Source organism: Rathayibacter sp. VKM Ac-2857 (assembly GCF_013205025.1).
Taxonomy (GTDB): Bacteria; Actinomycetota; Actinomycetes; order Actinomycetales; family Microbacteriaceae; genus Rathayibacter.
In genome coordinates this window covers 510,533-523,573 of sequence record NZ_JABMLE010000003.1, presented here as the reverse complement: position 1 = coordinate 523,573, position 13,041 = coordinate 510,533, and the positions used below count along the sequence as shown (strand labels likewise).

The following is a 13,041-nucleotide window of genomic DNA, read 5'->3' as shown; positions in this document are numbered from 1 at the left end:
TGGATCTCGATACGCCCGCGGAGCGGGCTACTCGATCAGCATGAGAAGGAGGGCGGGCTGGATCGGCGGGCGCCGCCTCATGCTGGTCGAGTAGCCCCGGAGGGGCGTATCGAGACCCGGCGCCTGCAGAACGGCGGATCTCGATACGCCCGCAAGCGGGCTACTCGATCAGCATGAGACGGCGCCCGCTCTGCGGGCTCGGCGGGTGGGCGCCCGCTCTGCGGGCTCGGTGGGCGCCCGCAGCGCGGGCTCCGCCGCGCCTACTCGTCCGTGCGGAGCAGGCGGGCCGCGCCGATCTTGGAGTCGGCCATGCCGTAGAAGACGAAGTGGCGGCCGTCGATCTCCTCGATGGCGGTGGGGAAGACGACGTTGGGGACGATGCCGCTGCGCTCCTCCTCCGTCTCGGCCTCGAGCAGGGGCTCGGAGGTGCGGGCGATCACGCGGGAGGGGTCGTCGGCGTCGAGGAGGATGGCGCCGGCCGCGTAGTTGACGTGCTGCTGCTGCGAGAAGGCGCTGTCGATCGTGCCGGTGACGCCGTGGTGCAGCAGCAGCCAGCCCTCGGGCACCCGCAGCGGCACGGGGCCGCCGCCGATCTTCAGCTCCTCGTAGGCGAACTCGGGGCCCGCGACGAAGCGGTGCCGGGTCCAGCGGGTCAGGTTCGCCAGGTCGCGGTCCACCTCGTCGACCGGCACGTAGCTGATCCAGATGCTCTGCCGCGGGTCGTCGACGCCGGCGGGCAGCCGCACGCCCTCCCCCGGCCGGGTCTCGCCGAGGTCCCACATCGGCCGGTGCAGCACCGCGAAGCAGCGCGTGCCGTCCGGCGCCGCCACGATCTCGGGGAAGAACACCGTGTCCTTGTTGTGGAAGAGCCCGAGGTCGATGTCGAGGGCGTCGTCGTAGGCGAAGGTCACCGGGCCGAGACGCCGCCAGTCGCGCAGGTCCTCCGAGACGGCGAGCGCCGTCCGCGGCCCGAGCGGCCCGTAGGCGACGTAGGTCATCACGTGCAGCCCGAGCGCCTCGATGAAGGTGACCCGCGGATCCTCGACGCCCGAATGCGTCGCCCCGCGCTCGAAGCCGCGGTCGGGCGCAAGCACGACGCCCTGGCGCTCGACGCCGACGGGCACGCCGCCCTCGACGAGCACGCGGGCCAGACCGATCCGGGAGACGTTGCCGGCGGCGACCATCCGGGGCAGCAGGTACAGCTCGCCGTCCGGGCCGCGTCCGCTGCCGGGGTTGAGCACCCCCTCGGCCTCGAGCGGCTCGCCGGCGAGCGGCTCCATCACGACGCCGACGCGCTCGAGGCGGTAGGGGACGGCGGTGCGAGTAGTGGCGGTGGTACCGGGGGTGGGAGTCATGGTCATCCTTTCACTCCGGATCCGAGATCCGTCGAGACGAAGTAGCGCTGGAACACGATGAAGAGCACGACGACGGGGGCGGCCAGCACGACGGCGCCCGCGAGGATCGCGCCGAACGGGTTGTCGGTCGACGACGCGACGTTGGAGATGTAGTTGGCGAGGGACACGGCGAGCGGCTGCAGCGACGCGTCCTTCGTGATCAGGAACGGCCAGAGGAACTCGTTCCAGGGGCCGATGAAGGTGAGCAGCACGGCCGTCACGAGCGCGGGGCGCACGAGCGGCAGCGCGATGTTCCAGAGCAGCTTGATCTCGCCGGCCCCGTCGATCCGCGCGGCCTCGAACAGCTCCTTGGGCAGCTGCAGGAAGTACTGGCGGAAGATGATCACCGCCGTCGAGTTGATCGCGAACGGCAGGATCATGCCCAGGTGGCTGTCCGCGAGTCCGTAGTCGCGGGCGATCAGCACGTAGAGCGGGATCTGCAGCAGCTGGAACGGGATGACCTGCACCAGCAGCGCGAGCGCGAACACGGCGTTGCGGCCGCGCCACTCGAGCATCGCGAGCGCGTAGCCCGCCAGCACCCCGAAGACGATCGTGCAGAGCAGGACGCCGCCGGTGAAGATCCCCGAGTTGATCAGGCCGGTGAGCAGGTTGATCCGCTCATTGACGTTGACGTAGTTGTCGAGGGTGAGGTTGCCCGCCTCCGGGATCGCCCCGGCCAGGGTGGGGTCGGGGTCGGTCTGCAGCGAGCCGATCACCATGTAGTAGAAGGGGAACAGGAAGACGATCGCGCCGAGCGCGAGCACGACACCGCGCAGGATCACGGCCGATCGACTCGAGGCCGGGCGCTTCCGCCGGGTCGGCGGGGCGGCGGCGGCGGGGACCGCGGAGGTCGCGCCTCCGGCACTGGCGAGCGTGCTCATGAGTTCCTCTCCCCGGCGAAGCGGTTCTGCAGGTAGGCGATGACGAGCACGAGCAGCACCAGCACGACGCCGATGGCCGAGGCCACGTCGGGCTGCCCCTGCTGGATGCCGAGCTGGTACATCAGCAGCACGGGCGAGGCGGAGGCGCCGTTGGGGCCGCCGCCGCCGGTGAGCAGGTAGGGCTCGGTGAAGAGGTTCGCGCCGGTCACGGTGGAGACGAGCAGCACCAGCAGCGTCGCCGGCCGCACGCTCGGCACGGTCACCGACCAGAACTGCCGGATGCGGCCCGCGCCGTCGGTCGACGCCGACTCGTAGAGCTCCTTCGGCACGTTCTGCAGCGCCGCGAGGTACAGCAGGATGTAGAAGCCGAGCTGCTTCCAGGTGACGTAGAGCGCGATGATCGGCATCGCCAGCTTGTCGTTGATCAGCCAGGACGGGTCCGGCGCGAGCGGCCCGAGCAGGCTGTTCACGAGTCCGTTGCCGTTGAAGAGGAACAGCCAGACGCCGACGACCGCGACACTCGCGGTGACGTAGGGCACGTAGAAGCTGACCCGGAGGAACGTGCGCAGGTGCACGACCTTGTCCAGCGCCGAGGCGAGCAGCAGCGAGAGCACCACCGTCAGCGGCACGTTGATCACCAGGAAGATCCCGATGTTGCCGAAGGAGCGGATGACCTGCGGGCTCGAGAACGCGGTGACGAAGTTGTCGAAGCCGACGAACGGGCGCTCGACCTGCACGCTGGGAGCCGCGAAGAAGAAGTCGTGGAAGGCGATGTAGACGGAGTAGCCGACCGGGAACGCGAAGACCGCGAGCACGAACAGCAGGTAGGGGCTGCCGAGCAGCAGCCCGAACGGCTGCGGACCGAGGACGCGGCGGAGCAGGCTCCGCTTGTCCTGGGGCCGCGCGGCTCCGGCGCCCTGCGACGCCGGAGCCTTCGGGGCGAGAGTCGTCATCTCACTGCCGTCCGGCGTCTCACTGCTGGCCGGCGAGCCCGGTGACGGTCTCCGCCGCCCCGTCGAGCGCCGACTGCACGTCGCCGTCGCCGAAGATCACGGTCTTGCCCCAGGCGTCGCGGATCGCCTGCAGCATCTGCACGGTGTTCGGGCCGGAGGGCACCTCGATGGTGCGGCTCGCCTGGTCGCCGAAGCGCTGATAGGCGGGGTTGGCCTCGAAGTAGTCGGCGTAGGTGGTCTGCAGGTCGGTGCGCAGCGGCATCTGGCCGGTGGTCTCCAGCAGCGAGCGGTCCTGCTCCTCGCTGGTGGCGAACTTCAGGACGTCCCAGGCGGTGCCCTTGTTCTCGCAGGCGGAGTAGAGGCCGACGTTCTTCGCGTCGCTGAAGGTCCAGGTGTCCTCGGCGGGCGTGCCGTCGGGGGTGGGCACGGAGACGGAGCCCCAGTTGAGGTCCTCGTAGACCGAGACCGCCCACGGGCCGACGATCGACATCGCGGCCTGGCCGTCGGCGAACGCGTCGCCCTGGTACTGCTCGCGGCCGGCGAGGCCCTGGTCGTAGAGGCTCTTCCAGAAGTCGGCGACCTGGTAGCCGGCGTCGTCGGCGAAGGTGGCCTTCCCGTCCTCGACCAGCCCCGTCCCTCCGGTCGCCGCGGCGTAGAGCGGCATGAAGTCGAACTGGGTCTGGAAGAACTCGCTGGTCGGCGCGGGCTGGATCGCTGCCGGCGCGGCTCCGGACTCGACGAGGGTCTTCGCGGTGGCGGTGAACTCGTCGTAGGTGGCGAGCGAGGGGTTCTCCGGGTCGAGGCCGGCCGCGGTGAAGATGTCCTTGTTGTAGAAGATGACTACCGGGTTGCTCTTCCACGGCATCTGGAAGTAGTCGCCGTCGGCGTTCTGGTACTGCTCGGCGAGGTCGCCGCTGCGGGTCTCGATGTAGTCGACGCCGTCCTCGAAGGTCGAGAGGTCGACGAGTCCGCCCTGGCGCTCGAACTGACCGACCGCGCTGGGTGCCGTGTTGAAGACGAGGCAGGGCGCGTTCCCCGCGGTGATCGCGGCGCCGATGACCTCCTCGCTGCTCTTGCCGGCCGGGATCTCCTGGCCGGTGATCTGCTCGTCGGGGTGGTCGGCGTTCCAGGCGTCGACCATCGTCTTGCCCCACTGCACCTCCTGCTCGTTGTTCGAGTACCAGATGGTGATCGGGCCGGTCGCGGTCAGATCGGTGGAGGCGCCCCCTCCGCCACCACTGCAGGCGGTCAGTCCGAGGGTCGCGAGCGAGGCGATGCCCACTCCGGTCAGCCAGCGTCTCTTCATCGAGGCCATGGTGTTCTCCTTGTTCTGCGCGTGCGCGGCGGTGCGCAGGCGCGTCAGTGGATCGGGTTCAGGGGGTCGGGTTCAGGATTTGGGACCGCGGTGCGGCGGTCGAGTGGCGGACCACGAGTCCTGCGGGCTCGAGGTCGACGTCGGGGGCGGTGCCGTTCTCGATCAGGTCGAGGAGGGTTCGCGCGGCCGCCTCGCCCCAGCGCGCGGGGCGCGTGCGGGCCGAGGTCAGCGACGGGTAGACGTGCGCGGCGATCTCGGAGTCGTCGAAGCCGGTGATCGAGAGGTCGTAGGGCAGGCGCAGCCCGCGGGTGTGCGCGACGCCGAGGCCGGCGATGGCCATCGGGTCGTTCGCGAAGACGATCGCGGTGGGCGGCACGGCGGAGTCGAGCAGGGTCTCCGTGGCGCTCGCGCCCTGGCCGGCGCTGAAGTCGGTGACGACGACCGGGCCGGGCTCGAGGCCGGCGTCGGCGCAGGCACGCTCGAACGCCTCGCGCCGGCGGAGGGAGTGCAGCAGGTGCCCGGAGCCGGCGACGTGCGCGATGCGGCGGTGGCCGAGTGCGGCGAGGTGCTGCACCGCGCCGGTGATGCCGGCGGTGTCGTCCATCACGACCGCGGGCGAGGTCGAGCCGTCGAGGCGGCCGAGCGTGACCGCGGGCAGGCCGAGCTCGGCGAGCAGCGCGGGGCGCGCGTCGGCCTCGCGCAGATCGCTGAGGAAGACGCCGTCCACGCGGCGGTCGGCGGCGAGCGTGCGGTAGACCGCCTCCTCCGAGGCGCCCGGGTCGACGACGCTGAGCACCAGCACCCGGCCGTGCTCGGCGAGCACCCGCTCGACCCCGGAGATGAAGGCGGGGAAGAACGGGTCGGCCGCGATGACCTCGGGGTCACGGGCGACGACGAGCCCGACGGCGAAGGAGACGCTCGTCGACAGCGAGCGGGCGGTGAGGCTCGGCCGGTAGCCGAGGTCGGCGGCGACGCGGAGGATCCGCTCGCGCGACTCGGGCGAGACGCCCGGCCGGTCGTTCAGCGCGAAGGAGACGAGCGCCTTGCTGACGCCGGCCGCGCGGGCGACGTCGAGGATCGTCGGTCGTGCCGCCATGGCCGCGCCTCCTGCTCGTCGTCGAGTCCGGGTCTGAACCGGTTTACTTAACCGGTTCAGGCACCGTAGCATCCATGCGCGGACGGGGGGAAGTGCCGGCGCCGCGCTGACCCCCGGATCGAGACCTGCGCCCACCCCATGCTGGTCGAGTAGCCCCGCAGGGGCGTATCGAGACCCGACGTCGCCAGCAGGGCGGGACTGCAGACTCGACTTCGGGCGGTGGTGGATCTCGATAGGCCCGCTGCGCGGGCTGCTCGATCGGCATGGAGGCCTGCGATGCGGGCTGCTCGATCGGCATGCAGACCGCCCTAGCCGCCGGCACGTCGAAACCCGACGATTGCCGGAGAAGGTCTATGCATACGCATTGAGGGTGTGAGACAGTCGGTTGTCGCGACAGGCAACCCGAAACTGCCGTCGTGACGAAGACCTGAGCGGCACGGGCATCCCGAGCGGCGCACCTCGCGTGCGGCGCTGCCCCGCCGCTCTCACGCCCGCCGCCGGCCCGTCTCCTTCCGGAGCGCCCGGGCCCGGGCTCCTCACCCCCAAGGACACCCTGATGAACGACACCCGCCTGCGCTCCACCCTGCCCACCTCGCCCACCCTGCCCCGACGCAGCGTCCTCTCCGGCGCCGCCTGGTCGGTCCCCGTGATCGCCGTCGCGATCGCCACGCCGGCCGCCGCCGCCTCGACCGCCCCCGAGGCCGACAAGGGCCCGATCACCGGCACCATCGCCTTCACGCCGGTCCAGTACCACGGCACGCGCGCCGGCGACCGGGTCGACTTCCCGGTCCTGACCGGCGTCGTCACGATCTCCCGCGGACCGCTGCCGACGAAGGTCTTCCTCAACTTCTCCGAGGTCAGCGAAGGACGCGTCGACCTCCGCCGCGACGCCGGCCGGTACGTCGCGGTCGACCCGGCGACGGGCCGCTTCGAGGTCCACGGCGTCTACAACGCGATCGTCGGCGGCGACAACCCGTTCGGCTTCGTCTACGCGGGCGTCGAAGCGGAGGACGCGGACGGCGCCGTCTTCGGCTACACGGTGGCCGAGCTGATCGGCTGATCGGCTGATCGGCTGATCGGCTGATCGGCCGGGCCCGTCGCCGACCCGCGGGCCCGCCTGGACTACTTTGAACCGACGGTGCTCCCGAGGCACGCGTCGAGGAGGAGCAGCCCATGCCGCCCGAGGGCCAAGGATTCTCGCCCGAGCCGCTCCAGAACATCGTCGAGCGCCTCGCCGGCGTGCTGGGACGCTCGGTCGCCGTCGACGACGCGGAGCTCCAGCTCCTCGCGCACAGCGCGCACTTCGGCGACGAGGACCAGGGCCGGGTCGAGTCCCTGGTCGGCCGCTCCGTCTCGCCGGAGCGCGCCGAGTGGGCGCGGCGGGCCGGGGTGCTCCGCGCGACCACCGCGTTCTTCACCGATGCGGCGCCGGAGCTGGGGCTTCGGCGCCGCTACGTCGCCCCTGTGCGCGTGGACCGCGAGCTCGCCGCGGTGATCTGGATCATCGACGACGAGACGCTCACCGAGGCCGACTTCGCCGCGGTCGACCGGGCCGTCGACGACATGCGCACCGTGCTCGTCCGCCGCGCGATGACCTTCGACGACGGCCTCCAGCAGGTCGAGGCGCAGGTGCTCGCCCTGCTCTCCGATCGCTCCGACGACCGGATCGACGCGGCCGAGGAGATCGCCGCGGGCGGCCTCTTCCGCGGCTGCGTCGCCTATCAGGTGCTCGGCCTCGTGCTCGGGACGGGCGAGGGCGACCGCCCGATCGGCGCCCCGGTCCGGGTGATCGCGCGAGCCGTCGCCCCGCACAGCTCCGGGGTCGCCGTCGCCCGCACCGATCAGGGGGTCGTCGTCCTGGTCGGCTACTCGGTCGCCCCCGCCGACGACCGGATCGACGCGCTCGTCGACGCGCTGCGGCGCGGGCTCGAGAGCGCCGGGATCGCCGCCACGCTCGGCGTCGGCGCGCTCGTCTCGGAGCTGGGCGACGTGCTGCTCTCGCACGAGCAGGCCGAGTGCGCGGCCCGCGTCGCCGGGGTGACCGGTGTCGGCGGGACCCGCTGGGACCGATCGGGCCTGGACGGCATGCTCGCGGCGCTGCTGCCGGCCGGGCTGCCCGCGCACCTGGTGCCGCCCGAGCTCGGGCGCGCGATGCAGGACCAGTCCGAGGACAACATCCTCGCCGTGCGCACCTTCCTGGCGAACGCGGGCAACGTCGTGCAGACCGGCGCGGACCTGCATCTGCACCGCACCACCGTCTACTACCGCCTCAGCCGCTTCGCCGAGACGACCGGGCTCGACCTCGCCGACGGCGACACCCGGCTGATGCTGCAGCTCTGGTTCCGGATGGCGCCGTACGTCCGGATCGACGAGGCCTGACTCGCCGAGGGGGCTGACGGGCCGAGGGCTGACTGGCCGCGGGAGGCAGGCGACACCGGCGCTCCGACAGCCGTCGAGCCGGATCCGCCGACCCTTCGACAGCAGCACGTGACCCCGCGGCGCGCCCTCTGCCTACCATCGGGCATGCCTTCGAATCCTGGACCCGTCTGCGTCGTCGGCGCGGGCATCATCGGCGCCTCCGCCGCCCTGCACCTGATCGAGCTCGGCGCCCGCGACGTCACCGTGATCGACGCCGGCTCGCCGCTCAGCGGCACCACACCGGCCGGTGCCGGCTTCGTCGCCCGCTACGGCGCCGACAGCAACCGCCGCATCGGCACGCACGCGATCCCGCTCGAGGAGTACGGCCTCTCCTTCTACCGGGGCCTGCACGACGACGGCGTCGAGATCGAGTACTCGGCCAACGGCAACATCGCGATCGCCCGCACCGAGCGCACCCTGACCACCCTCGTCGAGGGCATCGTCCGCCACCCGCTGGCGTCCCCGGGCACCCGCGCGCTGAGCGCGGACGAGGTCGCGGCGATGACCTTCGGCGCGGTCGACCCGGCGAGCGTCGTCGGCGGCGTGCTGCTGCCCGACGCGATCCAGGTCACCACCGGCCTCGCGCTGCAGGAGGTCCTCCGCCGGGCCGAGGCGCTGGGCGTCCGCTTCTCCTGGGGGACCGAGGCGACCGGGATCCGGCGCGACGGCGACCGGGTGACCGGCGTCGAGACGACGGCGGGCGTCGTCGACGCCGCGACCGTCGTGCTCGCCGCAGGAGCCTGGACCCCCTCGCTCCTGGGCACCGTCGGCCGGGCGCTGCCGCTCATCCCCACAGTCGCCACCCGCTTCGTCTCCGAGCAGGCCGGCCTCTCGCCGTTGATGCCGACCGTGCAGAGCCTCGACCTGGGCCTCTGGCTGCGCGAGCTGCGCGGCGCCTTCTCCTGGGGCGGCGGCTTCGCCTACCGCCGCGTCTCGGTGCTCGAGCGCGAGGAGGGCCTGGAGCGCGCCTTCGCCCGCCCCGTCTCGCCGCAGCTGATCGAGGCGCAGCGCGAGTACCAGGCGGCCGTCGCCGAGGTGTTCCCCGCGCTCGCGGGGCTCGGCACCGCCGAGATCATCCAGGGCGTCCCGGTCTACTCCGTCGACGGCGGCCTCTACATCGGCCCCGTGCCCGAGTGCGACGGCCTCTGGGTGCTCGCGGGCGACAACGAGTCCGGAGTCACGCACGGGCCCGGCATGGGCCGCCTCGCTGCCGAGATGATCACCGGGACGGAGCCGTTCGCCGATCCCGAGCCGTTCCGCCTCGACCGCGTCGACCCCGCGCTCTACCCGGACGAGGCGTCGATGATCGCGGCGATGGCCGGCGACCGCGTGCTGAAGGCGATGCGCTGACACGCGGTCCGCGCTGACCGGCCGCCCGGCCGCCCTCCCGCTCCGCGGCGGGGGCGGCCGTTCGTCGTCAGTCCCGCGGCAGAGCGAGGGCGGTGAGGATCGCCGTCTCGGCCGCGACCGCGCGGTCGAGCTCCCGCAGGTCGACGTTCTCGTCCGGTCCGTGCACGCGCGAGTCGGCGTCGGCGATCGCGGTGATGCAGACGACCGACTCCGGGAATGCTGCGGCGAGCGCGCTGACGACGGGGATCCCGCCGCCGCCGCCGAGCAGGTCGGGCGCCCGGCCCCACGCCTCGCGCAGAGCGTCGACCACCACGGCCGAGATCCGCGCGTCGCTCCACGGCTCGCTCCGGCTCACCTCGTCGACGCGGACCTGCGCGCCGAAGGGCCGGTGCGCGAGCAGGTGCGCTCGGAGCGCGGCCGCCGCGTCGGCGGTCGCGAGGCCGGGCGGCACCCGCAGCGACAGGCGCGCGCGCACCCAAGGGAGGAGCACGTTCGCCGAGTCCGCGACGGCGGGCGCGTCCACTCCGAGCACGGACAGGGCCGGCGACGCCCACAGTGCGGTCGCCAGGTCGTCCGCGACGTGCACGCCGTCGAGCAGCCCGAGGCGGGCCCGGAACGCGGCGGGATCGACGCGGGCGGTCGCGGGTCCCGCGATGCGCAGGCCCGGCACGGCCACCTCGCCGTGCTCGTCGTGCAGGGAGGCGGCGAGCCGGCAGAACGCCGTCAGGGCGTCGAGCACCCCGCCGCCGTTGATGCCGCTGTGCGCGGGCTCGGTCATCACGGCGACCTCGACGTCGACCGCGAGCAGCCCCCGCAGCGACGTGGTCAGGGAGGGGGTGCCCCGGGTCGCGTTCACGCCGTCGTTCACGAGGACGAGCGCGGGCGGCTCCGGGAGCGCGAGGCCGGCGAGCAGCGCCGGGGCGCCGGGCGAGCCCACCTCCTCGCCGCCGTCGAGGAGCACGATCAGACCGAGCCCGCGACCGGAGCCGGAGCCGGAGTCGGCGTCGGCGTCGAGCGCGTCGATCGCCGCGAGGTGCGCGACCACGCCCGCCTTGTTGTCGGCGCTGCCCCGGCCGACGAGGACGTCGCCGCGGCGGACCGGGACGAACGGGTCCGTCGTCCAGCCGGCGCCCGCGGGCTGCACGTCGTGGTGCGCGTAGAGCAGTGCGGACGGGACGCCCTGGCGCAGACCCCGCGTCGCCGCGACGGACGGGCGGCCGGCGCCGTCCTCGACGAGCCGGACGTCGAAGCCGCGCTCCCGCAGCGCCCCCGCCAGCAGCGCGGCGCTGCGGTGCAGGTCGGGCAGGCGCGCGGGGTCGGCCGAGACGGTCGGCAGCGCGACGAGCTCGCCGAGCAGCCGGGCGCGCTCCTCGCGGTCGACGAGACCCCGGCGCGCCGGGTCGTGGGCCGCCGGGTCGCCGGCCATCAGGCCACCGCCCGGACGACGGCGTCCTCGGCCGCGACCTCGGCCAGGGCCGCGGCGAGCCGGTCGACCGCCGTCCGCGGCACGCCGGCGAGGTTGATCCGCCCCGAGGGGAGGCCGTAGGCGCCGAACTCGCGCTGGAGCCGGTGCATCGCCGCCGGCGACAGCGGGAGCGACAGGAACAGGCCCCGCTGCTCGCGCAGAGCGGCGAACCGCGAGGGCGCGCCCGCCGCGAGCGCGCCGGCGACCAGGCCGTCGCGGAGCCGGGTGACGCGGTGGCGCATCCGCTCCAGCTCGTCCCGCCACGACCGCTCGAGCTCCTCGTCACCGAGGATCGTCGCGACGATCGCCGCCCCGTGGTGCGGGGGCTGGGAGTACGCGGCGCGCGCGATGCCCTCGAGAGTGCTCATCGCCCCCGGTGTCCCGCTCGGGTCCAGGAGCAGGAGGGCGCAGCCGACCCGCTCGCTGTAGAGGCTGAACGCCTTCGAGCAGCTGACCGAGACCACGGCCTCGGGGACGCGGGCGAGCAGGCGGCGCATCCCGGCGAGGTCCTCCTCGAGGCCGTCGCCGAGGCCGTAGTAGGCCTGGTCGACGAAGGGGATCACGCCGGCGCGGACGATCTCGTCGGTCAGCCGGTCCCACATCGCCGTGGTCAGCGACGCTCCGGTCGGGTTGTGGCAGTTGCCCTGCAGCAGCACCGCGTCGCCCGGGCGGGCCGAGCGGAGCGCGTCGATCGTGGGCTCGAGCCAGGGCAGCCCGGCCTCGTCCACGAACGGCACGGACTGGACGGCGAGCCCCGCGGCGCGGAGCACGGGCGCGTGGTTCACGTAGGAGGGCGCGCCCAGGATCACCCGGCGCCCCGGATCGAAGTGCGCGAGGAACTCGGCCAGCAGCCGCAGCGCACCGGTGCCCGCGACGGTCTGCACGCCGATCGCCCGCTGCGCCAGCTCGTCGCCGAGCAGGAGGGTGCTCATCCGCGCGGTGAACTCGGGGTGGCCGCTCGGGCCGCGGTACTGCTTCGACTCGCGGCGCTCGAGCAGCCGGCGCTCGGCGGCGTGCACGGCGTCCATCACCGGGGCCTGCAGGCTCTCGTCGCGGTAGACGCCGAGGGTGAGATCGAGGCGATCGGGCCGCGGGTCGGCGGCGTAGCGGCGGGTGAGCTCCCAGACGGGGTCCGGAGCGAGGCTGTGCGCGGTGACGATCATCGGGGACTCCTGGTCGGGGACGGGGTGCGGGACGGGGCCGGGCGGATCGGGGACGGGCGGCGACGAGGAGGGGCGGCGCCCGCGGGCACTGCGCGGGGCGCCGCGTTCGCGACCACCACGCCGAGCACGATCACGGCGAGCCCGACGAGCTCGCTCACCGGCGGCACCTCGCCGAGCAGCGGCAGGGCGAGCAGGGCGGTGACCACCGGGCTCAGCGAGCCGAAGGCCGCCGCGCGCCCCGCGCCGAGCGAGCGGACGGCGACCGTGTAGGCGAGCGCCGCGACGACGCCGACTCCGATGCCCTGCACGAGGCCGAAGACGGCCACGGCGCCCGGATCCGCCGAGCCGGAGAGCAGGGTGGTCGGCAGGGCGCCCGTGACGGCGGCGAGGAGGCTCAGCACGAAGGACGGCGCGCAGACCGCGACCACCACGGAGACCGGCGTCAGCCGCGTCCGCCGCAGCCCGAGCGTGTACACGGCCCAGAGGACGCCCGCGCCGAGCAGGATCGCGATCCCCGCGGTGACCGTGGCCGCCGAGGTGAGCAGCACGATGAGGACGACGCCGACCACGATCGCACCGAGCCCCGCGAGCCGGGTGCGGCTCGGGCGCTCCCGCAGCAGCGGCAGGGCGAGCACGGCGACGAACACCGGCACCGAGCCCGGGATCACCAGGCCGACGAGGGCGGCGCTCGTGAGGCTCCCGCCCGCGGCCGCCGTCAGGAAGTAGGGCAGCCCCGCGCCGAGCGCGAGGCAGGCGAGGGTGAGCGGCGACTCGCGCCGGATCGCCCGCAGGGCGCCGGGGACCGCGGGCGCCAGCACCAGCAGCGGCACGCCGAAGCGCAGCAGGGCGACGTCGCCCGTGCCGAGTCCCGATCCGCCGATGCCGCGGATGCTCAGCGCGAAGCCGGCCCAGGTGGCCACGGTCGTGATCATCGCGAGGCTCCCGACGAGCGCGGAGCGCGGGGGCGGTGTCATGACGGTCCTCTCGGCGGGCCGGCGGATCCCGG

The 13,041-nt window shown here is 73.6% G+C and carries 11 protein-coding genes; 3 read left to right on the top strand and 8 right to left on the bottom strand.

Going from position 1 to position 13,041, the window contains the following annotated elements:
- Window positions 1–260: 260 nt before the first annotated feature.
- Genes HQQ86_RS15945 through HQQ86_RS15925 form a run of 5 tightly spaced genes read right to left on the bottom strand, consistent with a single transcriptional unit; the run spans window position 261 to window position 5,639 of the window.
- Window positions 261–1,355, bottom strand: a complete 1,095-nt coding sequence (locus tag HQQ86_RS15945; RefSeq protein WP_173289220.1) for a glycosidase — start codon at window positions 1,353–1,355, stop codon at window positions 261–263.
- Window positions 1,356–1,357: 2 nt separating this feature from the next.
- Window positions 1,358–2,275, bottom strand: a complete 918-nt coding sequence (locus HQQ86_RS15940) for a carbohydrate ABC transporter permease (RefSeq protein WP_123447430.1) — start codon at window positions 2,273–2,275, stop codon at window positions 1,358–1,360.
- Entirely contained in the window at window positions 2,272–3,228 is a 957-nt protein-coding gene (locus HQQ86_RS15935; protein ID WP_173289219.1) for a carbohydrate ABC transporter permease, read from the bottom strand. Before HQQ86_RS15935 ends, HQQ86_RS15940 begins: the two co-directional genes overlap by 4 nt.
- Window positions 3,229–3,247: 19 nt before the next feature.
- Window positions 3,248–4,543: an extracellular solute-binding protein gene (locus tag HQQ86_RS15930; RefSeq protein ID WP_254072140.1), complete on the bottom strand. Its 1,296-nt coding sequence runs from the start codon at window positions 4,541–4,543 to the stop codon at window positions 3,248–3,250.
- A gap of 58 nt (window positions 4,544–4,601) precedes the next feature.
- Complete coding sequence (locus HQQ86_RS15925; RefSeq protein WP_173289218.1) at window positions 4,602–5,639, bottom strand: LacI family DNA-binding transcriptional regulator; 1,038 nt, start codon at window positions 5,637–5,639, stop codon at window positions 4,602–4,604.
- Window positions 5,640–6,195: 556 nt separating this feature from the next.
- On the opposite strand from HQQ86_RS15925, the gene HQQ86_RS15920 reads away from it, so the two are divergent.
- From HQQ86_RS15920 to HQQ86_RS15910, 3 genes are all read left to right on the top strand, one after another.
- Window positions 6,196–6,699: a hypothetical protein gene (locus HQQ86_RS15920; RefSeq protein ID WP_173288832.1), complete on the top strand. Its 504-nt coding sequence runs from the start codon at window positions 6,196–6,198 to the stop codon at window positions 6,697–6,699.
- 113 nt (window positions 6,700–6,812) lie between these two features.
- The gene (locus HQQ86_RS15915; protein ID WP_173252313.1) at window positions 6,813–8,018 is read left to right on the top strand and encodes a CdaR family transcriptional regulator; all 1,206 of its coding nucleotides are present in this window, start codon (window positions 6,813–6,815) and stop codon (window positions 8,016–8,018) included.
- A gap of 144 nt (window positions 8,019–8,162) precedes the next feature.
- The gene (locus HQQ86_RS15910; protein WP_173289217.1) at window positions 8,163–9,407 is read left to right on the top strand and encodes an FAD-binding oxidoreductase; all 1,245 of its coding nucleotides are present in this window, start codon (window positions 8,163–8,165) and stop codon (window positions 9,405–9,407) included.
- Window positions 9,408–9,474: 67 nt separating this feature from the next.
- Here HQQ86_RS15910 and HQQ86_RS15905 read toward each other — a convergent pair whose 3' ends face one another.
- Genes HQQ86_RS15905 through HQQ86_RS15895 form a run of 3 tightly spaced genes read right to left on the bottom strand, consistent with a single transcriptional unit; the run spans window position 9,475 to window position 13,009 of the window.
- Entirely contained in the window at window positions 9,475–10,833 is a 1,359-nt protein-coding gene (locus HQQ86_RS15905) for a M20/M25/M40 family metallo-hydrolase (protein ID WP_173289216.1), read from the bottom strand.
- Window positions 10,833–12,035 (bottom strand): aromatic amino acid transaminase, encoded by a 1,203-nt coding sequence (locus HQQ86_RS15900; protein WP_173289215.1) that lies wholly within the window; start codon window positions 12,033–12,035, stop codon window positions 10,833–10,835. The genes HQQ86_RS15905 and HQQ86_RS15900 overlap by 1 nt, the downstream gene beginning before the upstream one ends.
- On the bottom strand, window positions 12,032–13,009 hold the full coding sequence (locus HQQ86_RS15895; RefSeq protein ID WP_173289214.1) for a DMT family transporter: 978 nt from the start codon (window positions 13,007–13,009) through the stop codon (window positions 12,032–12,034). Before HQQ86_RS15895 ends, HQQ86_RS15900 begins: the two co-directional genes overlap by 4 nt.
- Window positions 13,010–13,041 lie beyond the last annotated feature (32 nt).